The following is a 21,921-nucleotide window of genomic DNA, read 5'->3' as shown; positions in this document are numbered from 1 at the left end:
TTTTCCCCCTGTCAAGAGTAAAATGTCTTATTATGAGGAAAATCCTTCTGTTCATTCCTCTTGTGGTTTTTGCTCAGGAGGAGTGCAAACCTCTTAAGGAGTTCTACCAAGATGCAGAAAGGGGCTGGTTCTGGAAGGAAGTCTGCCAAAAAAAAGAGGAGAGGAAGGAAGTAAAGAAGGAAGAAAAGCAGGAAAGTGTAAAGCTTCTGAAAAAGAAAGTTGTTCAAATCCCCTGGGACAAATTAGACCAGATGGACCCTGAGGAAATATCAAAGCTGGAAGAGGAGAGCAGGAAGATAGCCATAATGAACCCTACAGAGGAAAATGTGAGGGAGTGGAAGAGGCTTGTTATGTGGATTAATGACAGGGCGGAGAAGTTTGCCTTCGTGCATTACAAAGTTCTCAAAACTGAACCCGGCTATATGCAAAAGCAGAACTTTACTCCTGCCCGTATAGCCATGGCAGAATACAGGAATGAGAGGAAGAAGGAGATATTTTCAAAGTATAGAGACAGGGCAGGAATAATAGTTTTTGTTGAGAAAGGCTGTCCTTACTGTAGGGCTTTTTCGGGGACTTTAAGGCTTTTCAGGGAAAAGTGGGGATGGGATACAAAGGAGGTGGATATTCAGGAGCGTCCAGATTTAGCATCCAGATTTGGAACACAGCTTGTTCCTGACATATTCCTTGTGCTGAAAAGGAATGGGACTTTTGAGTGGCAGAGGATAGGTTCTGGAGCTATGGCTCTTGATGAGTTAGAAGATAGCGTAATATTTGGGCTTTACAACTTAGGGGAGATTAAGGATGAAAGGCTTATTAGCTGGTAGTCTTCTAATAGGCATTGCTTTTGGTGCTACCACCTATCCCATAGTAGAGCCTGACCTTTTACAGGAGATAGAAAGCAGGAAGGCGGTTTTGCAGAAGAAGTTTTTAGAGGCGGTGGCGAAGTCTCAGGGGAAAGCTTTAAAACCTCCAGAGGGCTGGTCTGTGGCTTTACCTTTAGCCAAGAAGAGCAAAGTAAGGCATGTATCTTTAAAATGGAGTTCTCCGTATGAAATACCAAGAGTAGATAAGTCAGGTAAAGTGGTAGGAGTTCTTTATCCAAAGGGATACACCTTTAATCCGCTTGATTATGTGCCCATGGCACCACCTACTTTGATAGTTTTTGATGGAGAGGATAGGAGGCAGGTAAGGATTGTGGAAAAGCTTTTAAGTTTTTACAGGTTAAACACTATGCTTATAGCCTCAAGAGGAAGGGTAGATGAGCTTATGAAAACTTTCAAGACAAGGGTTTATTTTCTCAATCCTCTTATAAAGGAGCGTTTTCAGATAACAGAGGGGGTAAGTCTTATTACTTGGGATATGCAGAGGAAGGTAGCTGTGGTTAAGGTTTTGGGAGAAGATGAGTTATGAGGAAGGTGGTGGTTTTACTGACTATGCTGGTTTCTCTGGCTTTTGCTCAGAACCCTGTGTCAAAGGTAATCTGTCCTGCTAACCCTTCTACAACCCTTCAGATTGTTATGACGGCTATAAGCACCATATACAATGTGTTTCCTATCAAAATAGGCTCAATGACTATAATGAACTGGAGCGGGCTTGAAGATATTGATTTAGGCTCAGCTCCTATATGTATATGCATGAAGCCTTTCCCGAGAGTGGGTATAACTATATCCTTATGGGAACCCATAGCTATTGTAGAACCAGTTAAAGTTCCATGGTGTTCTCCTACTCTTGGAATGCAGGTGCCTGTGCCTGTGAATGCACAGGCTTTAGGGGCAGACTCTTCTAAGACTGCGGATGGGGGAGCTAATACTGAGCTTAGAAGTCTTCAGGTGCATTACTATAGATTTCTTCCGTGGGCTCTTTTAGAGCTTTTTATGGACTTTGTTTGTTTAGAAGCAAGGGCACCGTGGGACATAGCGTATATGACAGAGCTTGACCCTCTATGGCAGAACGATATACTAGCAAGTATAATAGGTCCTGAAGCTTTTCTTGTAGCAAATCCTGTAGCTCAGCTGGCATGTATGGCAGATGCAGTTGCATCAAGCCTCGGCTTTCCAATAGACGTTCTTTTTTGGTGTGGAGGTTCATGGGGTAGCCTTTTCCCTATGTCTGAAAATGCAGGTGGGCTTGATAGCACTCAGTCCTCAGGGCTTATGGTAGCGAGGATGCTTTTCAAACTTCACAGAGAGCTTATCCTCTGGGGCAGTTTTGGTCAGCAGGCTCTTTGTGGCTACTATCCAATGCCACTCATGAGAAAAAGCCAGTATAACATCTATCCCATTTATCCTATTTTGTATCCAAAGCGTTTCCCAATAGGCAGGTCTTCTTTTATTCTTTGGGGCTTAGGAAAAGAAATACCAGGAGTTAATAGACATGTATGGGCGTGGATGGTTTATCGTAAAAGGGATTGTTGTGCTTTTTAGTGCAGGTGGTCTTGTTTTTGCACAAGACCCAAAGGCATTGGGAGAAGACTGGGGTAATAAAATCAGGAGTGTTTATGAAGGAAAAGGTAATTTTGAGCAGAATATAAAAAATCCTGCGGAAACTGGTAAAGGTTATACTCAGCCTTCTGGGGAAAAGTTTGATAGCAAGTCTATTACATGCACCACCTCAGGTGGGACAGAGGAGATATTGAAAATTTCAGGTGGTTATGATTTCCAAAGCGGACAATACAATCTAACTGTTTCCTATAAACCTGTTCTTGGTGGTTCTTGGAGTAGTCAGAGCTTTAGCTTTAAGTATCTGTGTAATGAAGGCTATTGCAACTCCTACTCTAATGGAGTTTTTAGTGATTGTGGTAAGGTAGTGTTTTCTTCTGGGGCTTTTAGTGTAGTTACTGTTTCTGAGCTTAAGGGCTGTTCTCTATATCCTGTGGATGTGTATTCTTTTGGTATTCATCTTGCTTCTCTTTTAGTGGAAAGTTATGGTGGGAATGTGGTGCTTACAAAGGATGTAAAGACTGGCAATCAGATAAGCTATAGTGTAGCAAGACAGGTATGTTCTTCTTCAAATCCACCGCAGGCATCTTATATGGCAAATCCTTACAGGATAACGGATGATAGCATCTACAGGCAGGCACTTTGTAGGGGGCAGCCTGACCTTCCTGAGTGTAAGGCTCTTACTGGCATGCAACAGGCTATAGGTGCTACCAATGTGCGTCAATGCATTCTCAAAAGAGAGCTTTTGTCTTCTATAAGCAGTCAGCAGGTATGCGTGCCGAATGCAAGATTGTATCCAGAAGGATACAATGAAAGCCAGACTGTTTGCGGAAACCTTTCTGACTTTTTTGCTTTTTCCACGATGCTTTTCCTTGAATGTAATCCACAAGGCACGGGTTATGTGCTTAAAGGCTATGCTTTTAAAGAAGGCTATTATGACAGACAGGGGAGATATTCGGTAGATGTGCCACCACCTCCGCCTTATCCTCTTGAAGTGCCTATTTCCGTAGACAGGTCTTATAACTGGACGCCGATAGGTTCTTTAAGCACAGGCAACGGCACATTTACGGTGAGTGCAAAGAATACCTATAATCCTTCTGACAATTCAAACATTTTTGAGGTTAGCATAAATTCTAATTCCTGTAATTACTTTAGATGGACGCTTACAAGACCTACAGGGGAAATTTTTACTGGCTGTGAGGAGCTAAATGACGCTACTAAAAACTGTGTTCCTGTGAATATCTGGTGGAGAGATGCAAATGGGAAAGAGTATCAGATAGTTTCAAGCGGAAAGCTTTTAGAGAAAGTAGCTTATTGTCAAGAGGTAGTAAGAGATGAGAGCATGAAAAGATGGGAAAGTAGATTTTCTACAGCACAAAGTCCTCCTCAGAACTGTGGATATCCGCCGAAAACCTGCATGCCTTTTGGAAATTCCTATGAGTGTAGAACATGGTGGTCTCAGAGGATAGAGTATCAGTGTGTATCAGATACAAGTAGCTACAGCAAGCATTTAAAGAGTATAGACCTTACAAGAGTATCAAATGTGCTTGGTTCTATTTCTGAGAATGGCAATACCTTTAGCTGGGGTGAAAACTGTGGGAAAGTATGTCCTGAAGGACAGCTTATAAACGGTCAGTGTATCAGACAGAAGAACCCCTTATGTTCTTCACCTTATCAGAAAATAGGTTCTATATGCGGAAAAGCTCCAGATTGTCCTCAAGATATGACTTATAATCCAGCTACTGACAGGTGTGAAAAGCCTATAGGACTTTTCATAGCTTATAAAGGGACGCCTGATGATGATTTTTACAGAAATAATCCGCAATGCAAACTTATAAAAGAAGAACCTACATATCCGTGTGCTTACAGCGTTATAAATGTAAATGGAAGAGATTATTGTGTTCTTGGTGAGATAAATACTGGGAGATGCTTGAGAGGAAGTTGGACGCTGAGTAGTGGAAAGTCTGGTCTTCCTTTTAACGACCCTGTTTATAAGGGGCTTACCTTGAGATTGTATCTTGTGGTGGATTACTCTTGCGATAATGATACTACCAATACCTGGACTAATATTGTCGACAGTGCTACAGGGCAGGTTCTTGCAAGTAGAAGCACAGCTTGTAATCAGTATATAAACTGGCAACCAGTTTGGACTAATGATGGTAGCAAACAAATAGATGTTTCAATTAGTGCTTCTCATTGTTGTCGTGGGTGTGATTATGTGTTTATGAGGGTAGGGTATGATATGCTGACAAAGAGGTATTATAGGTGTGGAACTTGCGATAATGGGAGTTTCACTCCTGATTGGTCGCTCTGTATAGCTTCTGCTGTATGTCCAGATGGTGGCACTTTGAATACTTATTCTGATTTGTGTGAAAAGCCTTTTAATAAAGCATGTCCCGATGGGTGGTTGGAAGGGGCTACCTCATGTGTATCTGAGCCTCAAAGTGTTTGTCAGGGTGGTGGCACTTCTTCTTATCCGAAAGGCACTTATTCCGGAAAGCAGTATTGCGTGGTGAAGTATATCAACAGTCAGAACAGGAGAGAGTATGATACGAGGGAGTGTAATCCAAACTGTCCTGTTAATGCTGGTGAGGAGCTTGTAGAACCCTGTAAAGAAAAGCCAATGAGTGGTTTTACTGTAGCAACGGGAGTTTTAAGCGTAATAAGAGAAGCTTTGAGGGATAAGATATGTGGAAGGTAGTAGCTTTACTGTTATTTGTGTCAGGCTTAAGTTTTTCTCAGGCTATTAATTGTTTTGACAGCACGCCTAAGTGTGTTGTAAAGGATGTATCTGAGGGTGCGACCTCTTGCAGTGATTATGTGCAGGATTGTCAGAATGTGAATGGTGTCTATTGGTGTCCTATAGACCTTCAGGATAAGCTCTGCACTGATTTTGATAAGGTGGGAGGACAGAATGTAAATGGTTTTATAGTTTCGTCTAATTTTGTGTCAAAGAATGAAATGACTTATTCTGACTATCAGAATATCCTTTCTTCTTTGGGTGTTTCATGTATGCCAGCTCAAACAGCTCAGTCTTTAAGCCTTGACAATGTGTGGGTCTGTGAAGGTTATCTGCAGGGAGGGCAGGTAAAGCCAGCACCTCAGGGAGGGATACCCCTTGACGAAGGATCGATAACTGTATCAGGACAAACCTCTACAATGAGCTATGGCACTTTTCAAGGGAAGGGGAATAAATTATGCCATATTGAAACAGGTACATGTTTAGAATTTTCTTTCCATTCAGGGCAGATAGTAGTAACAGGGCAGATGAGCAAGCCTGGTTATTGGACATTTGTAGGTAGTGGCAATCAGATGGTTGCAACATATTTAGCCAGTCCATGTGACAGTCATTATTCTAATGGAAAATTTGTTTTTAATTTTTCTCAAGGGAATATTACAATTGTGCCTCAAACATCTCCTTTATCGTATATAGTAAGTGGTTGTCGTTTTCATGCTGTACCTAATGGAAACCAACTAATTTTTTATGATGGGGCATCTAAAGGATCAATTACTTTTTCGTATACTTGTCCTTCTGGAACTATGCCAAATCCTCAGGGTTATTGTGAGCTAAAACTCAAAGGAGCTGTTGTATCTTCAGATGAAAACAGATGTAATCATCCGTGTATGACGCAGGATACGGTAAGTTCTTTTATTCAGTCAGAGCCAGCTCAGGATACTCCACAGCAGGTAAGTTCTTCAGACACTTCCCTGCAGGAATGCACTAATCCTGTCTTTTTCGCAGGATTTAGGAAAGACTGCAGGGCTGGTGGTCTTACTGTTCTGGGAGCTTCATGTTGTGGTATAAGCGGGTGGTTTTCAGATATGTGTAGTAATTCTGAAAAGGAGTTGAAAAAGAGGAGAGAGGCTGGCACATGCAAGGAAATAGGCACATACTGTTCTAAGAAGGTTCTTGGTGTATGTATAGAGAAAAAGCGTTCTTTTTGTTGTTTTAATTCTCAGCTGGCAAGGATACTTCAGGAGAGCTGTTTTAGACCACAGCTTGGAAGAGGCTGGGGTTCTCCAAAAAATCCTGATTGTGGGGGTATAGCTCTTTCAGACTTTCAGAGGGTAGATTTAGGTAATCCAGACTGCGTAAGAGCCATAGAAGACTGGATATCTCAGCGGGCTCAATCTTTTCAAGAGAGGCTCAATAATATGAACCCTACTCAAAAATCTTTAGAAGCTGTTCAGACATGGTTTCAGAAGGTAAGCAAATAACTGTTGGAGACCTTGTAGATTTAAGCAAAGAGAAGAAAATAAAAGCGGAGATATACTCAGACAGCTCTGTGCTTAATCCTTTTTCCACGCTCATTATAAGGTTTTATGAGGATAAGGAGCTTCTTCTTGAAGAACAGACTATCTTCAAATGCGACTATCTTGGAGACTGCCATTTTTGTTTTACGGCGGATTTTTCAAATGTGGTGCTGACTAAAGGAAGAGAAAGGGTTGTAATTCCTACAAAATGGGTCAATGTTCTTACTTTTAACCACTGCCCTGTCTTTGAAGAGCAGTTTTATCAGGAAGTTATCGTAAGGCATAACCACCTTGTAGCCAAAAAAGAAAACCTCTTGCTCGTAGAGAACTTCAAAAGACTTCTCATGGAAAAACAAGAAAAAGTTTATAGGCTGGTGCTGGATAACAATTTGAGTAATCCTATCTTTACTGTTCAGGTAAATCTGGAAGTTTTCTGATAAGGCTCATGTAGTAGTCTCTTGTTGTGCCTCTGTGCTTTCTAAGGTAGTAAAAATAGAAGATGGGGACTAAGAAGGCGAATACCTTTAGAGGCAGGGTCAGGAAAAAGGCTCTTAAAAGCTCCTGTGGAAGCTCTATCTTTGACAGATAAGCTTTTACCGTATAGTAGAAGAACTCAGCAGGGGGTTTTAAGAGGGTATCAATGATATTGTTGGGTTTCCCTGAAAAAAGCCAGCTTTCAAATAAAAACCACAGCTTTGGAACTACTCCAAATACAAAAAGCTCTAAACCAAGCCATATGAAAAGACTACATAAAAAGCTTGCCCAGAGAAAATCTCTTAAAACCGCATACAGATATCCCCTGCCCCACAGATACCTCTGGACTATCCATATGCTAAGAAGTCCATACAGAAGCGATGCTATAAGCGTTGCGGAGATAAGGCTGAGTTTGAGTATGATAGTGAAAGAAAGACTAACCACTAAATACACAAAGGATACCCACTTTAGATACTCCTTTATAACAAAGAGCCATAGCTGTGTTTTTTCCTCTGTGTAGTAAAGATAGCCTGTATCAGGCATATCTTCAAAAGCTCCTGACTTCTCAAGGAAGGCAAGATAGTCAAGGGAAGATAGAAAGGCAAAAAGGTTGCTAAAGTTTAGCTTAATATCCGCACTTGAGGAGCTGTCAGGAATTATCCTCTCCATTCTCTACCTCCACACGAAAACCTTTGAAGAGCTTACTGCTTAACTTTCTCTCCTCTAAAGCATATTCCTTTTCTGAATACTCTATGCCTAAAAACCTGCCATGCATTATAGGGCTTTTACTCAGATAAAGGGTTAGCTCCACAGGAGCAAAGCCAAAAAGCTCACAGAGAACTTCTTCAGATGGTCTTATGTTTGTCTCAGTGCCTACCCAGTTCTGTAAGAACTCAGATAGAACATAAAGCCTTCCTCTATATGTGAAAACCCTGTATTTATCATCTCTGTTTGCCATCTCCAAAAGCATATTCCAGAGCTTTTCCTCATTCAGCTTTTGCTTTATCTCTTTGATAAGGTCTTCTTCTATAAGCTCCTCTTCTTCTCTCCTTGCGGAATGGTCGGCAGACTTGAGGATAAGAACCCTTTTATCGTCCGTTTCTTTATCGTGATGCTTTACCGCCACATCCGCTATCTCTGGAGACACGCCCATGAGGTCTAAAAGCTCCTTTATCTCCTCCACATGGTCTTTAAACTCATACCCTCCAGTGTCCGCCACCGCCTTGCCAAGGTCATGCACAAGGCTTGCAAGAAAGGCAATCTCTTTGTCCTCCTGAGAGAGGTCTTCCGTGCTTTGCAGAACCTCAAAAGCCTTTTCCGCTACTCTTATGGAATGATCCACAAGGCTTATCTTCTTAAGAGGATTTTTACCCTTAACAACAGAGGGGATGCTTTTGACCCCGTCCATCCACCTTACAATCCTCTCAAAATCATCCGCATAGTATTCAAACCAGCCAAGATACTTTTCATAAAACTCCTTCAGCTGTGGGTCTTTTATCTCCTCAGGTAAAACATTTGTATAATGCTCTCTTATTCTAAGCAGGCTTACAATCAAATCAAAAAGCTCCTTTAGATTTACCTCTACTTCCGCCTTTAGCTTTTCCTCTTCCTCTTCTTTCCATATGACCTTCACTCTTCTTCTGTCTGGCACAAGGGGTGAATAGACCATATAAACCTCTCCATCCATGAAACAATAACCCCACCCTGGGGGAAGCCCCCCTAAATCTTGAGGTTTTAAAAGTGAAGCCTCTGTATAGGTAAGAGATATGGAGCTTTTATGAACTATCGCCTTTGGTTTTTGATACCTGCCCGACATGTTGGCAAAATACTCCTGGTCTGTTGGCTCATTGATGGAAAAGACTACTCTACAATCACAGTTGTTTATTATGTCCTGCACTATGTTTTCACCGTTCTGTTTAAAAGCACTCTTAAAACCTGAGGGAGACTGGGTAAAGAGCTTTATGGCTACATTTCTCTCTCTTACAAGTCTTATGGCTTTGTTTATCTCCCAGAAACCTACCTCTGTTGCCTCATCTACATTAACCCTTAGCTGTGGCTCTACAGTTTTAAACTCTCTTGAATACTCTCCCACCACCGCCAGTAGCCACGCAAAAAGCAATCTCGCCACATCGTAAGCAGTCTGCCCCTCTTTCTCCGCATTGAGAAAGGCAAAAAACCTCAGCTGTCCGTTCTCTATCCTCTCTTTAAGGAGGTCTCTGTCTGTCTTTACATTGAGTATCTTCCCCGCCTTGCCGGTGATAAGCCTTGTGAGATAAGTCCTTAGTGTGGCATTTACTCTTGGGAAATACTGAGGGTCATAGCTTGCTATCTGGTTGAGAATGGTAAGCCCCTGTGTGGTAAGCTCATCCTGTCTTCTTGTGTATATCTGCAAAAGCTTTCTCCTCAGCTCCTCTATCTTCGCCACATTGAGAAACTCATATATATCTCCAAAGCATATCTGTTTTAAACCCTTTGCCTTGAGAGCTATGGCTATGGCTAAGGTTATCTCATAAGAGATATTCCACCAGAAAGGCTCTTTGCTGTCAGGCAGTCCAGAGGCTATCACATAAGCTATCTGATGAGGCTCAAGCCCATAAAGAGGGTTAAACCTGAAGGATACCTCAGGATAATTCAAAGCAAGCACTATGGGACCACCATCCTTATCATACAGCTTCCCTATCTTATCACACGCCTTAAAAAAGGTTTCCAGCCAGCTCTTTGAACCCTTTGGGTCTATGTTAAAACTCTGAAAGCCATTGACTATATCCTCATAGGTAAGCCTTGACAAAAACTCACTCTTTCCAGAACCAGATGCCCCAAAGACTATCATCTGTCTCTGTGGCTTTTCCCAGAAAACATAACCAGTTTCTTTAGTCCTTAAATTCATTCCCTTTCCCACATATATCTCAAACCTGCCCATAAGGGAAATTATAGTTTTTCTTTTTTCTGGGGAATTCCACAGAAAAGCCGTCGTTTAATTTTTGAAGTGCTTCAAAAACTAAACAAATGCGATATGTTTGCAGTTAGAAAGCTATTGCATTTCAGTAATTTCTGAAGCACTTCAAAAATTACTAAAAAAAGCTGAAACCCTCAAAACCCCACAATCTTGAGCCTTCCGTTTTCTAACCTCACCTTTGCGTCAAACTTCTTTCCAGCTTTGGATTTCAATCCCTTTAAAAGAACTTCCTTACCCTCAAGGAGCTTTATAGCATCTTTGGAGCTTATCTTCTTCCCCATGAATTCTTTCCAGACAAGCACCCCACACTCAGAACACTTAAAAAGCTTTGGAAAGTCCTGAATTTGTCCTTTTTTGCAGACAGGACAGGAACCCACGCTTTCGGTCTTTCTCTCAAAGCTCTTCCCCTTAAGCTTTTCTATCTCTTCAAGAGTTAGCTTTTTGACTTTTTCCACAAAATCCTGATAGCCTCTGTATCCAAGCTTTTTCTTATAAATGCTTTCAAGCTCTTCTTCCCATTTTCCTGTCAGCTCTGCATCCACCAGTGCTGAGCCTGATTGCCTGAGCTTTTCTACAAGCTCTTTTCCTTTCTGAGTAGAAATTAGACTTTTCCCTTTTAGCCTCACATAGTCTCTTTCCTTTAGAGTTTCAATAATACTTGCTCTTGTAGCAGGAGTGCCAAGACCAAGCTTTTCCATCACCTTCAAAAGAGTTGCCTCTGTATAGTGAGGCGGTGGCTGTGTGAATTTTGTAAGAGCCTTGAGGTCTTCTTTTAAAACTCTGTCTCCTTCTCTCAGGTGTGGAAGTTTGGTCTCTTTTTCCTTCTCCTGATACAGAGACTTCCAGCCAAGCTTTAGGTCAGTCTTTCCCTGAGAGTAAAACTCATACCTGCCAAGACGAGTAAAGACTTTTACAAGCTCATACTCATAGCTATCCATAAAAGCTCCTATGAACTTCCTCTTTACCAGCTCATAAATCTTCTTCTCATCACCAGCCAAATCATCTCCCCGCTTCTGAGGAATAATAGCATAGTGGTCCGTTAGCTTGCTATCATCAAATACACGCTTGCCTGCTTTATCTACTTTTTCTGCAAGCTCTTGATAGCCAAGCTCTTTCAGGATTTTCCTGACTAAATCCCTTGAGCTTTCCGCAAGGTGCTGTGCGTCAGTTCTTGGATATGAGATATAGCCCCTTTCATAGAGGCTCTGAGCGATAGAGAGAGTTTTTGATGCGGAAAAGCCATAAAGCCTGTTTGCCTCTCTTTGCAGTGATGTGAGTGAGTGAAGTAGTGGCGGTGGCTCTGATTTTTTGAGTTTTATGACTTTAAGCACTTCTCCTGTCTTTTCCCTGCTTAGCTCCTCCACAATCTTCTTAGCCTGCTCAGGAGATAGTCTGAAAGCGGTGTCTTCACCTTGTTTTGCTTCCTCATCATCGTCCATAGCTGTATCTGGCTTATCTCTGAGAAGCTCTTTCTTAAATACAAGGGTTGCCTCATACTTTTGCCCCTCCTTTGAGAAAATAGCCTTCACAACTCCATATGGCTCTGGCTTGAAGTTTTCTATTTCTAAATCTCTTTTTACCACTAAAGCTAAGGTAGGCGTCTGAACTCTGCCGACAGACCACACTCCTTGATTTGCCTTTATGCTTACAAGCCTTGTCAGATTTATTCCCACTATCCAGTCAGAATGCTGTCTTGCTATAGCACACTGATAGAGGCTGTCAAAGTCTTTTGCGGGCTTTAAGTTCTTTAGCTCTCTTCTTACCACCTCAGGAGTTAAAGCCTCAGAGGTCCAAAGCCTGTATGTTCTGTCCCAGTCTTTCCAGCCACAGTGGATTAAAATAAGCCTTGCAATAGCTTCGCCTTCTCGCCCCATGTCGGTTCCTATTACCACCATCTGCGATTTCTTTAAAAGCTCCCTTATCACTTTCAACTGCTTTGCCTGAGCCTGTCCTTTTACTCTGTATGAAAACCTCTCAGGAAAGATGGGAAGACTTGCTATTTCCCACTTCTGAGGTGCTATACTGTCATCTATCTCAAGAAGATGCCCCATAGCCCATGTTATCACATACTCGCCTGCTTCTATATAGCCATCTTTGGGTTTCCCACCGCCCAATGCCTTTGCTATATCCCTTGCCACCGATGGCTTTTCTGCCAGTATGAGCTTCATGCAAAAATCCTCTACAGGATAACAAGAGAAATTACTACCACAGCTATGGCTAAAAGAACAAAACCAATAGAAAACCAGAAGGCTAACTTTTCAAAATCCTTATCCATCTTTCATGTAATACTCCGTGTGAATTCCCTGTCCTCTGTCGTTTTCTACCACATAAACCTTTTTAAATCCAAACTTCCTAAGGAGATTCTGATGAGCTTCGTTTGAAGACCATGTCCTTGTGTATAAAACAGGATACTCTTTTAAGAGCCTCTCATAGAGTTTTTCTGCCACGCCCAGCCTTCTAAAAGCTCTTTTGACTGCTATAGTGGAAAGATAAAAAACTGGAGCTGAAGTAAAAGGTAAAAGCTTTTTTCTTACACAGGCACAGCCAACAACTCCATAAACAGGATGATAAGCTACAAAAATCCTCTCTGGACTTACATCTCTAAGATAGTCCTCTATTGAAGAGTTCCTCTCCGTAAGTGGCGGATAGAATTCTCCATCTACTTCTTCCAGCAAAGATACAATCTCTTCCTTAGAGCCTTCTCTTATCTCCAGAGACAGAAGAGGTTTTCTCACAACACAGTAATGTCTTACCGCAAAAACAGGAATATCGTCTTCTTCACATTTTTGCAGAAAAACTTCTTTAAAGACCTCTTTTCTGTCTTTGTCTTCTATTTCCTCAAGAAAAACATTAAGCCCCGCCACAGCAAAGCTCTTATACAATTCACCTCTTGTATAGTCCTGCGTCTCTATCCTCTTTTCATGAAACAACACTTTAAACCCTTTTCTTGAAAGCTCTCCCAAAAGCCTCCTCTGAGTCGGATAAAATAGCTTCCTGTTATAGTCTATATCCTTACCAAAAAGATGCTTGAAGATTCTTCTCGCCGTCTCATAAAGAGGAAAATAAGTCCATCTTCCCCCCTGATGCAGGAAAAACCAGCCACCTTCTTCTAAAAGACTAAACACCTTCTCAACAGCCCTATCCCAGTTTTCTCCAAACCAGTGAAAAACATTTGAAGAAGCCACAAAATCAAACCTTAAATCCGTATACCACTCCAGAAAATCCGCATGAATATGCTCCACATGAGGATATAGCCTTTTGCCATGCCTGATAAACTCTTCATTAATGTCAAGGTTTATAACAGCACATAAAGGATAAAACTCTTTTATCTTGCTCGCCACATAACCGTCCGCACCACCTACATCTAAAGCCAACGCTGGTTGATAGCCAACAGAAGAGAAAGTCTCATGAATAAGCTTTAAAAACCTCAAGTTCTGTCTTTTTTGAACATAACTCTTTTTAAGATACTCTACACTCATTTATAACCTCCTGCATAAAGCTTCTGCATGGCTATATACACGCTCCATACATACCTTGAGCTTTCTCTTGCTTTTGAGCCTTTGTTATAACAATCCACCGCCCTCCAGCTGTAGCCGTAAGTATCCACACAGTGCCTTAGCACCATAGCCCCTAAGTGTATGTTGTAGCATGGCTCCCATACCCATCTGGGGTCTATGCCATATCTGCGAAGATAACTGTCCCAGCTTGTGTTTATCTGCATTATGCCTCTGTCAGCCGTGCCATTCCTGTTTATGTTGATAGCTCTTGGGTTGAAATTACTCTCTACCTGAGCTATGGCTATCAGAAGTTCATAAGGAACTCCATAGTGCTGACTTGCGGAGATAAAACACTGCTGGTAGGGAATTGCAAAGGAAAAACCAGTAAGAAATAGAAAAAGAAAAAGTTCCCTCATTAGAAGAAAGTTTAGACTACAAAAAGTTTTTTCTCCAGCAGATACCCCTGAGCCAGTCCTATATTTAAGGCTCTTGTCTTTTTGAGATGCTCCTGAGTTTCCACTTTTTCAGCTACAAGCTGCAGGGGGAGTTTCAGCCCCTTTATGCTCTCTACAAGATGCAAAAGACTGGTGGCTGGCACTTTGTTTAAAACCTCAAGGTCAAGCTTAACCAGATTTGGCTCAAGGGTAATAATCCTGTCTATGTTGGAAGCTCCTTTACCAAAGTCGTCAAGAGACAGAAGAAAAGGAGCCTCTTTTCTGAGGCTGGCAAGCTCTACAAGCTCCTTATCTCTTATCCAGTCCTCACGAAGCTCTAAGATTACCACAAAAGGTAGCATCTCTATAAGGCTCATAATAGAGCCTGCAAAAACAAGAAGAGTGGAAGGCTTGATATTCAGCAAAAACCTGTGAGGCTCAGGAAGCACGCCGTTTTCCAGCATATGCCTGAGGGTAAGCACATTTGACAGGAATATCTCATAATCCCACTCCTCGTCTATTGACGCAAAAGCCTTCTCCGCCTCCCTGTTAAAGCCCCTGTAAAGCACCTCATAAGCCACTACCTTGTCCGTTCTTAAACTTACTACCGGCTCAAGCTTAATAAGTGCTTCATTTTTCATACAAACAACCTCCTCTGCACGCCTCTGAGCCTCATCAAAGCCAAAGCATTCCCTATCAGGATTTGCATGGCAGCTCCTTAAAATATATCCTGTTGTTTTCCTTATAGGGCGACCAGAAAAACCAGCCTGTTGCAAACCACACGCTACCTTTATCCATAAACTCCACTCTTCTGTCAAAAACGATAAGGTTTATGCCATACTTTCGGAAAAGCCTTCCTCTCCTTACCCCCTCTAAGGCGGTCAAAGGCAGTAAAAAATAAAAAGGCTTTTTCAGTGCATAAGCTCTTTCTAAAAACCTGTCCTTTAAGCTATAAGGCGGATTTGACACAATGGCGTCAAACCCAAAATCTGGTTCATCTTTTAAAAAGTCAAAGCCTTTTTCAATATGCGTGGAAATGACCTCAAAGCCAGCCTCTTTTAAAACTCTTGATATCTCAGAATTTCCTCTGTCTGTTGGCTCCCAGAGAACTCTCCAGCCACGCAAAAACTCAATAAGAGGATAGACCGCACAGGCAGGCGTCCTCAGCTCATCATTCCTGCCCGCATATATAAGAGCCTTCTTCATTGCCTCTCTGTGAGCCTCACCTCTCCACCACTGCCATAAGCAGACAGGCTTGATGAGGATATCCACACCTGCGAAAGCTTGCCCCACCTGCATTTAAAATCCCCCCACAGGTATAGCCTGTCCTTAACAAGGGGGCAGACCTTTGAAGAAAGCACTTCCTCAACATTTTTGTTTTTGACGCAGTAGGCTTTTACCTTCCTGAGACACTCCTCTATAGCCTGACGTTCTTCCTGAGACTGAAGATACTTCTGCCTTTCCTCAAAGGCTATGCCAGAAACAAAAAGAGAAAAGAGCAGTATAAAGCCCCCTATTGTATAGGCAATAGCCTCTTTTTCAAGCTCCTGCTCTCTCAAGAGAAAAACCCTCCAGCTTTTTTATACCGTCCTCCAACACATATATGCCCCACTCACTTGCAAAAGAGGCTGGCACGAATAGATGCCTCAAGGCTCCGCTTTCATAAAGCTCCACCAAAAGCCTGTAGCCTTCCTCTCCAAAAACCTCTATGAGTGCCTTTTCAAGCTCTTTCTTTCTCTTCAAAAACTCCTCTTTTAGTCTTTCCTGCTCCATCTTCCACCACCAGAACTATGTCTGCCTTTGAAAGAAAGGAGCTTTTTAGCTCCCTTTCCTCTTTCACAAGAGCTACTTTTAAGCCCCTTCTTAAAAACTTCTTCTCAAGCCTTTCCGCACTACCCCTGTCTGTCCTTATTACCCTCAAGCCACCTCTCATCGTCATACTCCACCTCAAAGGAGTGATATGTGATTTCTTCTCCGTCTCTCTCTCTTCTTTCCTTTCCTTTGTAGATAATCCTTACAAGCACGCCAGAGCCTACCTTGTCCTCAAGCTCTTCCATCTGCCTTGCAAGATTAGCAGGAGCAAAGAGAAGATACCTTGTCTTTTTGTCTTCTGATACCAGGTTCAAAATAGGACTGTCAAACTTCTCAGAGTGATTGAGCTTTTCAAAGTATCCCACAAGCTCACCACCCTCTTTAAGTGTAAAGTAGCCTTCCTTTTCCTTGCCAACGGAGACCCATATCTCCTCATAGCTCTCTCTCTGCCTTAGCTTTTTCCACGCCATAGCAAGTCCTCCTTTTAAAGTCCTGAGCTAAGAATATTTTAGCAGATAAAGACCATTTCCCACTTTTCTGTGGAATTCCCCAGAAAAATTATAAAACTACTTGACAAAGTCCTAAATTTGTGGTATAATAATAGGCATCATGAAGAAGGAGGTGGCAGGTATGAAAAAGCCTGTGGTAGTTTTAGTTAAAGACGGAAAGCAAAAGCTAATAAGGAAAGAGGAATTAAGGAAATACGTTCTGATAGGGGAGATACCTGAGGAGCTTGCCCTTGTGCTGGAACATATCCTTACATGCCTTGAGATAGCTGAGAAAAACTAAGTAGGAGGTAGAACATGAGCGTAAGTATTTATGTAGAAGTAAGCGGAAGGACTTACGATGTTAAAGAAAAGCTAAAAAGCTTGGGTTTAAGGTGGGATGGTGATAGAAAGGTGTGGAAGGGGACGGTAAGTGAGAAGGCACTCAGGAAACTTGGTAAGCTTGCGGACAAATTTCCAATAGAGATAAAGACAAGAACAAGGAAAAGGCATGAGCTTACGTATGAAGATGAAGTTGATAAGGACTTGCTTGAAAAGGTTTATGCAATCGTTGGTGAAAAAATAAAAGCGGTTATTCTTTATGCAAATCCTTACTCTCACTACGTTCATGACAGAGATGTAGTATTTACTGCAGGAGAGCTAAAAGACGGGAAGGTTAAAGTGGTAGCAAGAGTAAAAGGTAATGAAGGAGAAGTTCTTCTTTCTGAAAATGCATACAAAAAGACAGCAAAGGAGCTTTTAGAGAAGGCTCAAAGAGTTTATAAGAGCGTAGAAGATTACAGATTGGAAAACTATCTGGAATTCTTGAGAGAAAAAGAAGAGGCTGAAAGATACAGATACACAAACTCCACATGGGTGCGTTGCTGGGAGTGTGGAAGACTTATACCCCCAGGGCAAGCTACGAAAGACCTCAATGGTGAATGGTATTGTGGATGCTAAGGAGGTTCTGTCATGAGCATAAGAGTTGAAGGTGTTATAGACCTACCTCATGTAGATTTGAAAGACCTTGACACTCTGTATGAACTCTTTCTCTTCCTGCAGGAAAACAACATCAGCGTAGGCTCTTTTAATCCAAAGGAGTGGCTTTACATACTCAAAGACGGAGTTCTAAAGGTCATTCATAAAGAGAGAGACTGGAGCTACTTTGAATTCCACCAAGATGGTCGGTTCTTCATAGACAAGCACCACACGATTACAGAGAAGCAGGCAGACGACGCTGTAAAGGCAATAAGAGAGTTCTACCCAATGGTTAAGAAGGCTTTAGAGGTTCTAAAAAGCGTGCCAAATGCAAAGGTAGGCTACGACAGAGAAAGAGAAAAGCTTGTAATAGAGGTAGAAGAGCTATGAAGAAGGTGGTGTTTGAAATAGACAAAGAGGGGAAGGTCTTGATAAGAGCAGAAGGCTATCAGGGCAATCAGTGTGAATACTCTCCTAATGTGAAAAAACTCCTTGAGCTGTTGAAAGCTCAGGGGGAGATAGACAAAGTAGAAAAGCTCTATGAAGAAAAACAAACACAAACACAAGAGGAGGTCTGGTAATGTTTTATGTGGTAAGGACTAAAGACTACAGGAGAGTTATAGACAAGATAGTCAGGAGCTATCAGAGGAAAAACATAGAGGAAGGCACTCAGTATAGAGTTTTTGTCTATTCACCAGCCATAGAAACTGTGGAGGGACAAAGCTTTGACAGAGAGAGCTTTTTCAGAGCTTTGAAAGACGGACAAGAGCATGTGTATATCTTCAGGAATTTCTGTCCTTTCAATGCTGATGAGATAGCTCACATGGTAGAAAAATACATGCTTGGCTCTTCACCCGTTGATGTTTATGTGCTGTCAGCCACTTATGAGATACCCCAAGAGGTCTCTTCTCATGTGGTAGAGATAGACGACTATCTTCCTTCTCAAGAAGAGGCTGGAGAGGATTACTTTCAGGGGCTATCTTCTGTTGAAGTAAAGAAAGCCAAAAGGCTTGGGAAAGACTTGAAAGAGGCAAGAAAGGAAATACTTAAGCAGGCAGGTGGAATACTTGAAGTCTTTGAGCCTTATGAGGTTGAGCAGGCGGTGGGTTTAGGAGAAGTTATAGAGCTTTTAAAAGCCATGAAGGGTCATGGAAAAGGAACGCTCCTTATGGGTGTGCCTGGGACAGGGAAAACGCTTATAGCCAAGAACCTCTCTAAGGAAGATGTGGTTGTAAGGTTTAACTTTTCTGCGGTGTATTCAAAGTATGTGGGGGAAAGTGAAAGGAACTTGAGGATAGCCTTGAAAACTCTTGAGCAGTTTGGGGATTGTTTTGTCTTCATAGATGAATTTGAGAAAGCCCTTAGCACAGGACAAGGAGACAGCGGAGTATCCAGAAGGCTCTTGGGAGAGTTTTTATCGTGGCTTGAGGACAGAAAGAGAGGACAATACATAATAGCCACTCTTAACGACCTTACCAACATACCTGTGGAGCTGGTGAGAACTGGCAGGTGGGACTTCATGCTGGGGCTTACTCCACCGCCTCAATCAGTGAGAAACCAGATAATAGACTACTACGCTCAGAAATACTCACTGCCTTTTGACGCAAAGCTTGCAAGCATTCAAGGAATAACACCTGCGGACATAGCCACCATCTACAGAGTTGCCTATGTGGTAGGGCTTGAAAAGGCAAAAAGGTATGTAAAGCTCACAAAAGACCTGCATCCTCATTTTGACAGGCTTGTGGAGCTTGTAAAGAAATACACGGTGCTTGTGTGGGAGGAAGACATACATGAGCTTGTATAAGTGGCAAAAAGAGTGCTTAGAGCTTATAAAAGACAGGAACGGGATAATCTCTGCCCCTACCAACGCAGGAAAGACAAAAGTGGCATACCTGTGGATGGATGTAAAGGGGGCTGTAGAGGGCAGGCACAAGATAATCTACACAGTGCCTATAAAGGCTCTGGCTAATGAAAAAACAGACGAATTAATCCAGCTCTATGGAAAAGAGCATGTGGGAATAGAGACAGGAGATGTAAAAGTAAGAGAAAACTCACCAATTCTGGTTTGCACGCAGGAGATATACACAAGGAAGTATGCCCGTCAGAAGAAGGACTTCAAAGTTGTTATGGACGAATTTCACTATATCTTTTCTGCAAAAGACAGGGCAAGGGCATACATAGACGGCATAAGATACGCTCAGAAGAGCCACAGGCTACTTATAATGAGTGCTACTCTTTCTAAGCCAGAGAGAATAAAGGCTTATCTTGAGAAGAACACAGGCAAGGACTTTGTGCTGTATGAGACGGACTTTAGACCTACAAAGCTCATATTTACTGAAAAAGTCTTCACTCTGAAAGACATACCACCTTATAGCCTTGTGTATGTCTTCAATACATATGCTATAGACCGCATGGTTAGAAGACTTACCGCTGAGTATCCTCAACTGCCAATCCTCAAGAGAAGAAAAATACAGAAAATAGCTCAAGATTTTAAAGTCAATCTTGAGAAGTTTCCAGAAGTTCTCCACGGCATAGCTAAATACCATGCAAAGCTCACATACACGGAAAAGAGGTTTATAGAGCGTCTTGTCAGAGAGGGCTTTATCAGCATAGTCTTTGCCACAAGTGCCTTAGGAGTGGGGGTCAATCTTCCCTTTCAGTGGGTTTTGTTTGCTACCTTGAAAGTGCCGACTGGCAGAGGAGAGCAGGATTGGCTTTCCAAGATAGACTTTGTCCAGCTTGCAGGAAGGGCTGGAAGGAAAGGGTTCTTTGATGAGGGGTATGTAGGTTTTCTAAAGCATGACTATGTGCCTTATGAGGACTTTTATGAAAGCCATGACCACTACAGAACTCTTCTTGTAAAGCCCTTAGAAGAGCCTGTTATAAAGCTCACAGTAGATTTAGAGGCTGTAGTGAAAGGACACAAAGACTTTGATGAGGAGATAGAGTATGTGTCAAAGTATTCAGAGCCACCGCTGACAGAGGAAGAGGTCAAAAGGCTAAGGCAGTGGGCGGAAAGTGTAAAGAAGACGCTCTCAGGACTTTCAGAGCTTGAAAGAACCGTTCTTTCTAAGTTTTATCTTCCTGAGCTTGAGCTTGAGGAAAATATAAGACTTGCCAAGCTTATAGTCAGCAGGCAGGCAAAGCTTTATGAAAACAAGAAATACAGGGTCTTTTATTCTTCTGACCTTGAGAGCTTTATAGCAAGAGATGACGAGGTAAAAGAACTGCTTGTCATAAGAAAGATAATGAGGACTTTGCAAGGTAAGAAGTTTGAAGACACTTATCTGTATTTTGAAGGGCTTGAAGAAGTAGAAAAGAGGATAAAAGAGCTTGACCCATTACTTCTGGAGGTAGGCTGATGGTAGGAGTGCTTATGCTTTATAATGACGAAAGGTCAAGAGGAGAGCTACACTTAGCAAACGGATACTTTTATGATGGCTTTGTGGCTATTAAGGAAAACTCAAGGCAGGAGCCATTGCCAGAAGGCTACTACATTGTGAAGTTTATAGAAGAGCGTCAGGGCAAATACGGAAAGTATCCTTATGTATCAATGCTGAAAAAGTTGCCTCTTGACCTTGCTTTTCTTGAGACGGTGCTGTGCCTTTCTGAGCTTTCTCTTCACACACAGAGAGACCTCTTAAGTCTTCTTGACCACATATTCACAAGCCCTAAGGAAAAAGAAAGAGCTGTCAATCTTCTTAACTGCATAGCTATAGCGGACAGAAAAGAACTTCTGATAGAAAGAGAGCCTTTAGATGACAGTCTTTTGAAAGAGCTTGATATAAACTATGAGGAGGTGGTAAAAAGCTATGAAGAGATACTTAGAGATAGACAAAGCAGGCAGAGTGAGGACTTTCAAGGGGGACTTTCCGACATTAGAGAGCCAGCTAAGAGAGAAAAGAGAAGAAAGGATAAGTCAAATAGTGCCTCAAGGCAAAGTCAGAAGAGCTTTCTGGATAGTTCTAAGAAAGGCTTTTGAGCTTGTAAGGTTTGAGAAGGGCGTGGAGTGGCTGAGAAGCTGGAAAACAAGCTGGGTTGTGGTGGTGGATGGAAAGGAGATAGCTCATTTCAAAGACAGAAAGAAAGCTCTTGAGTTTGAAAAAGAGTTTTTCATCAAGAGGGGGCTATGAGGAGCATTTTTCCTTATACCAGTCTTTCACTCCCTCTGGGTTAAAGCCATAGTATCTTGAAATGACCGCATTGCCTTTGATAAGCACTAAGGTAGGAGAACCCCACACCCCATACATCCTTGCAAGCTCCCTGTTTTCTTCTATAGACACTACCCTGTAAGGCATGGACATTCTTTCAAGGTAATGCTTTGCCACATTGCAGGAGCTACAGCCTGTCTGGGTAAAAAGCAATATAAGACACTCCGCAAGCATAGAGAATAATATAGCATTTCAGTTTTTCTGGGGAATTCCCCAGAAAAGCCTGCCCCTGCCCTCAGCAATCCTGCCTTCTTTTCAGTCCTTGTCTTTCAAAGCTTTCCTAAAATCACCACTCTCAAAGCTTTGATTTTCAAAGTTTCCACCTTAGTGCTCCTAAGGTGGAAGAATTTTTGGAAACCCGCTTGTCCATATTTTCAGAAAG

The 21,921-nt window shown here is 42.1% G+C and carries 26 protein-coding genes; 14 read left to right on the top strand and 12 right to left on the bottom strand.

The genetic code is table 11. The annotated features are described in order from the left end of the window. The first annotated feature begins 32 nt into the window (after positions 1-32). The 6 genes from traF to G3M65_RS04610 all read left to right on the top strand — a co-directional run bounded on the left by traF (position 33) and on the right by G3M65_RS04610 (position 7,129). On the top strand, positions 33-824 hold the full coding sequence (traF, locus tag G3M65_RS04635; RefSeq protein ID WP_173833426.1) for a conjugal transfer protein TraF: 792 nt from the start codon (positions 33-35) through the stop codon (positions 822-824). After that, positions 802-1,410 (top strand): hypothetical protein, encoded by a 609-nt coding sequence (locus tag G3M65_RS04630; RefSeq protein ID WP_173833425.1) that lies wholly within the window; start codon positions 802-804, stop codon positions 1,408-1,410. The genes traF and G3M65_RS04630 overlap by 23 nt, the downstream gene beginning before the upstream one ends. Then, on the top strand, positions 1,407-2,423 hold the full coding sequence (locus G3M65_RS04625) for a TraU family protein (RefSeq protein WP_173833424.1): 1,017 nt from the start codon (positions 1,407-1,409) through the stop codon (positions 2,421-2,423). Before G3M65_RS04630 ends, G3M65_RS04625 begins: the two co-directional genes overlap by 4 nt. After that, positions 2,374-5,139, top strand: a complete 2,766-nt coding sequence (locus tag G3M65_RS04620) for a hypothetical protein (RefSeq protein ID WP_173833423.1) — start codon at positions 2,374-2,376, stop codon at positions 5,137-5,139. The genes G3M65_RS04625 and G3M65_RS04620 overlap by 50 nt, the downstream gene beginning before the upstream one ends. Before the next feature lie 839 nt (positions 5,140-5,978). Then, a complete protein-coding gene (gene traN, locus G3M65_RS10655) occupies positions 5,979-6,656 on the top strand; it encodes a conjugal transfer protein TraN (protein WP_173833422.1) in 678 nt (225 codons plus the stop codon). Continuing rightward, a complete protein-coding gene (locus tag G3M65_RS04610) occupies positions 6,632-7,129 on the top strand; it encodes a hypothetical protein (RefSeq protein WP_173833421.1) in 498 nt (165 codons plus the stop codon). The genes traN and G3M65_RS04610 overlap by 25 nt, the downstream gene beginning before the upstream one ends. Here G3M65_RS04610 and G3M65_RS04605 read toward each other — a convergent pair. The 11 genes from G3M65_RS04605 to G3M65_RS04555 form a co-directional block, all read right to left on the bottom strand. Beyond that, the gene (locus tag G3M65_RS04605) at positions 7,098-7,835 is read right to left on the bottom strand and encodes a hypothetical protein (RefSeq protein ID WP_173833420.1); all 738 of its coding nucleotides are present in this window, start codon (positions 7,833-7,835) and stop codon (positions 7,098-7,100) included. The genes G3M65_RS04610 and G3M65_RS04605 overlap by 32 nt on opposite strands. Then, positions 7,816-10,086 carry a TraM recognition domain-containing protein gene (locus G3M65_RS04600; protein WP_173833419.1) on the bottom strand — a complete coding sequence of 757 codons (2,271 nt, stop codon included), beginning with the start codon at positions 10,084-10,086 and terminating at the stop codon, positions 7,816-7,818. The genes G3M65_RS04605 and G3M65_RS04600 overlap by 20 nt, the downstream gene beginning before the upstream one ends. A 170-nt stretch (positions 10,087-10,256) precedes the next feature. After that, entirely contained in the window at positions 10,257-12,290 is a 2,034-nt protein-coding gene (locus tag G3M65_RS04595; protein ID WP_173833418.1) for a type IA DNA topoisomerase, read from the bottom strand. Between the two features lie 99 nt (positions 12,291-12,389). Continuing rightward, complete coding sequence (locus tag G3M65_RS04590; protein ID WP_173833417.1) at positions 12,390-13,601, bottom strand: GNAT family N-acetyltransferase; 1,212 nt, start codon at positions 13,599-13,601, stop codon at positions 12,390-12,392. Beyond that, positions 13,598-14,035, bottom strand: coding sequence for a lytic transglycosylase domain-containing protein (locus G3M65_RS04585; RefSeq protein WP_173833416.1), 438 nt, complete (start codon positions 14,033-14,035; stop codon positions 13,598-13,600). The genes G3M65_RS04590 and G3M65_RS04585 overlap by 4 nt, the downstream gene beginning before the upstream one ends. A gap of 11 nt (positions 14,036-14,046) precedes the next feature. Then, positions 14,047-14,694: an EAL domain-containing protein gene (locus G3M65_RS04580; RefSeq protein ID WP_173833415.1), complete on the bottom strand. Its 648-nt coding sequence runs from the start codon at positions 14,692-14,694 to the stop codon at positions 14,047-14,049. A gap of 55 nt (positions 14,695-14,749) precedes the next feature. After that, on the bottom strand, positions 14,750-15,259 hold the full coding sequence (locus G3M65_RS04575; protein ID WP_173833414.1) for a DNA methyltransferase family protein: 510 nt from the start codon (positions 15,257-15,259) through the stop codon (positions 14,750-14,752). After that, a complete protein-coding gene (locus G3M65_RS04570; RefSeq protein WP_173833413.1) occupies positions 15,256-15,612 on the bottom strand; it encodes a hypothetical protein in 357 nt (118 codons plus the stop codon). The genes G3M65_RS04575 and G3M65_RS04570 overlap by 4 nt, the downstream gene beginning before the upstream one ends. Further along, entirely contained in the window at positions 15,593-15,826 is a 234-nt protein-coding gene (locus G3M65_RS04565) for a hypothetical protein (RefSeq protein WP_173833412.1), read from the bottom strand. The genes G3M65_RS04570 and G3M65_RS04565 overlap by 20 nt, the downstream gene beginning before the upstream one ends. Then, positions 15,774-15,992 (bottom strand): hypothetical protein, encoded by a 219-nt coding sequence (locus G3M65_RS04560; RefSeq protein WP_173833411.1) that lies wholly within the window; start codon positions 15,990-15,992, stop codon positions 15,774-15,776. Before G3M65_RS04560 ends, G3M65_RS04565 begins: the two co-directional genes overlap by 53 nt. Continuing rightward, complete coding sequence (locus G3M65_RS04555) at positions 15,946-16,335, bottom strand: hypothetical protein (protein ID WP_173833410.1); 390 nt, start codon at positions 16,333-16,335, stop codon at positions 15,946-15,948. Before G3M65_RS04555 ends, G3M65_RS04560 begins: the two co-directional genes overlap by 47 nt. A 139-nt stretch (positions 16,336-16,474) precedes the next feature. On the opposite strand from G3M65_RS04555, the gene G3M65_RS04550 reads away from it, so the two are divergent. The 8 genes from G3M65_RS04550 to G3M65_RS04515 are packed head-to-tail and all read left to right on the top strand — an operon-like array spanning position 16,475 to position 21,461. Further along, a complete protein-coding gene (locus G3M65_RS04550) occupies positions 16,475-16,654 on the top strand; it encodes a hypothetical protein (protein ID WP_173833409.1) in 180 nt (59 codons plus the stop codon). Positions 16,655-16,668: 14 nt separating this feature from the next. Beyond that, on the top strand, positions 16,669-17,310 hold the full coding sequence (locus G3M65_RS04545) for a hypothetical protein (RefSeq protein ID WP_173833408.1): 642 nt from the start codon (positions 16,669-16,671) through the stop codon (positions 17,308-17,310). Positions 17,311-17,322: 12 nt separating this feature from the next. Further along, positions 17,323-17,718 carry a hypothetical protein gene (locus G3M65_RS04540; protein WP_173833407.1) on the top strand — a complete coding sequence of 132 codons (396 nt, stop codon included), beginning with the start codon at positions 17,323-17,325 and terminating at the stop codon, positions 17,716-17,718. Further along, positions 17,715-17,909, top strand: coding sequence for a hypothetical protein (locus G3M65_RS04535; protein WP_173833406.1), 195 nt, complete (start codon positions 17,715-17,717; stop codon positions 17,907-17,909). Before G3M65_RS04540 ends, G3M65_RS04535 begins: the two co-directional genes overlap by 4 nt. After that, a complete protein-coding gene (locus tag G3M65_RS04530) occupies positions 17,909-19,132 on the top strand; it encodes an AAA family ATPase (RefSeq protein ID WP_173833405.1) in 1,224 nt (407 codons plus the stop codon). The genes G3M65_RS04535 and G3M65_RS04530 overlap by 1 nt, the downstream gene beginning before the upstream one ends. Continuing rightward, the gene (locus G3M65_RS04525) at positions 19,119-20,690 is read left to right on the top strand and encodes a DEAD/DEAH box helicase (RefSeq protein WP_173833404.1); all 1,572 of its coding nucleotides are present in this window, start codon (positions 19,119-19,121) and stop codon (positions 20,688-20,690) included. The genes G3M65_RS04530 and G3M65_RS04525 overlap by 14 nt, the downstream gene beginning before the upstream one ends. Next, a complete protein-coding gene (locus G3M65_RS04520; protein ID WP_173833403.1) occupies positions 20,690-21,310 on the top strand; it encodes a hypothetical protein in 621 nt (206 codons plus the stop codon). Before G3M65_RS04525 ends, G3M65_RS04520 begins: the two co-directional genes overlap by 1 nt. After that, on the top strand, positions 21,255-21,461 hold the full coding sequence (locus tag G3M65_RS04515) for a hypothetical protein (protein WP_173833402.1): 207 nt from the start codon (positions 21,255-21,257) through the stop codon (positions 21,459-21,461). Before G3M65_RS04520 ends, G3M65_RS04515 begins: the two co-directional genes overlap by 56 nt. Here the strand turns inward: G3M65_RS04515 and G3M65_RS04510 are convergent. Then, positions 21,456-21,713 carry a glutaredoxin family protein gene (locus G3M65_RS04510; protein WP_173833401.1) on the bottom strand — a complete coding sequence of 86 codons (258 nt, stop codon included), beginning with the start codon at positions 21,711-21,713 and terminating at the stop codon, positions 21,456-21,458. The two genes, G3M65_RS04515 and G3M65_RS04510, sit on opposite strands and share 6 nt — an antisense overlap. Positions 21,714-21,921 lie beyond the last annotated feature (208 nt).

Origin of the sequence: Hydrogenobacter sp. T-8, assembly GCF_011006175.1 — a bacterium.
Classification (GTDB): Bacteria; Aquificota; Aquificia; order Aquificales; family Aquificaceae; genus Pampinifervens; species Pampinifervens florentissimum.
Note: the sequence above shows the minus strand (reverse complement) of the source record. Positions and strands in the feature narration are given on the sequence as shown.

Bases quoted from the DNA above. Each gene is read 5' to 3' on its own strand.
- traF (WP_173833426.1), top strand. From the start codon at position 33: ATGAGGAAAATCCTTCTGTTCATTCCTCTTGTGGTTTTTGCTCAGGAG.
- G3M65_RS04630 (WP_173833425.1), top strand. From the start codon at position 802: ATGAAAGGCTTATTAGCTGGTAGTCTTCTAATAGGCATTGCTTTTGGT.
- G3M65_RS04625 (WP_173833424.1), top strand. From the start codon at position 1,407: ATGAGGAAGGTGGTGGTTTTACTGACTATGCTGGTTTCTCTGGCTTTT.
- G3M65_RS04620 (WP_173833423.1), top strand. From the start codon at position 2,374: ATGTATGGGCGTGGATGGTTTATCGTAAAAGGGATTGTTGTGCTTTTT.
- traN (WP_173833422.1), top strand. From the start codon at position 5,979: ATGCCAAATCCTCAGGGTTATTGTGAGCTAAAACTCAAAGGAGCTGTT.
- G3M65_RS04610 (WP_173833421.1), top strand. From the start codon at position 6,632: ATGGTTTCAGAAGGTAAGCAAATAACTGTTGGAGACCTTGTAGATTTA.
- G3M65_RS04605 (WP_173833420.1), bottom strand. From the start codon at position 7,835: ATGGAGAGGATAATTCCTGACAGCTCCTCAAGTGCGGATATTAAGCTA.
- G3M65_RS04600 (WP_173833419.1), bottom strand. From the start codon at position 10,086: ATGGGCAGGTTTGAGATATATGTGGGAAAGGGAATGAATTTAAGGACT.
- G3M65_RS04595 (WP_173833418.1), bottom strand. From the start codon at position 12,290: ATGAAGCTCATACTGGCAGAAAAGCCATCGGTGGCAAGGGATATAGCA.
- G3M65_RS04590 (WP_173833417.1), bottom strand. From the start codon at position 13,601: ATGAGTGTAGAGTATCTTAAAAAGAGTTATGTTCAAAAAAGACAGAAC.
- G3M65_RS04585 (WP_173833416.1), bottom strand. From the start codon at position 14,035: ATGAGGGAACTTTTTCTTTTTCTATTTCTTACTGGTTTTTCCTTTGCA.
- G3M65_RS04580 (WP_173833415.1), bottom strand. From the start codon at position 14,694: ATGAAAAATGAAGCACTTATTAAGCTTGAGCCGGTAGTAAGTTTAAGA.
- G3M65_RS04575 (WP_173833414.1), bottom strand. From the start codon at position 15,259: ATGAAGAAGGCTCTTATATATGCGGGCAGGAATGATGAGCTGAGGACG.
- G3M65_RS04565 (WP_173833412.1), bottom strand. From the start codon at position 15,826: ATGGAGCAGGAAAGACTAAAAGAGGAGTTTTTGAAGAGAAAGAAAGAG.
- G3M65_RS04560 (WP_173833411.1), bottom strand. From the start codon at position 15,992: ATGACGATGAGAGGTGGCTTGAGGGTAATAAGGACAGACAGGGGTAGT.
- G3M65_RS04555 (WP_173833410.1), bottom strand. From the start codon at position 16,335: ATGGCGTGGAAAAAGCTAAGGCAGAGAGAGAGCTATGAGGAGATATGG.
- G3M65_RS04550 (WP_173833409.1), top strand. From the start codon at position 16,475: ATGAAGAAGGAGGTGGCAGGTATGAAAAAGCCTGTGGTAGTTTTAGTT.
- G3M65_RS04545 (WP_173833408.1), top strand. From the start codon at position 16,669: ATGAGCGTAAGTATTTATGTAGAAGTAAGCGGAAGGACTTACGATGTT.
- G3M65_RS04540 (WP_173833407.1), top strand. From the start codon at position 17,323: ATGAGCATAAGAGTTGAAGGTGTTATAGACCTACCTCATGTAGATTTG.
- G3M65_RS04535 (WP_173833406.1), top strand. From the start codon at position 17,715: ATGAAGAAGGTGGTGTTTGAAATAGACAAAGAGGGGAAGGTCTTGATA.
- G3M65_RS04530 (WP_173833405.1), top strand. From the start codon at position 17,909: ATGTTTTATGTGGTAAGGACTAAAGACTACAGGAGAGTTATAGACAAG.
- G3M65_RS04525 (WP_173833404.1), top strand. From the start codon at position 19,119: ATGAGCTTGTATAAGTGGCAAAAAGAGTGCTTAGAGCTTATAAAAGAC.
- G3M65_RS04520 (WP_173833403.1), top strand. From the start codon at position 20,690: ATGGTAGGAGTGCTTATGCTTTATAATGACGAAAGGTCAAGAGGAGAG.
- G3M65_RS04510 (WP_173833401.1), bottom strand. From the start codon at position 21,713: ATGCTTGCGGAGTGTCTTATATTGCTTTTTACCCAGACAGGCTGTAGC.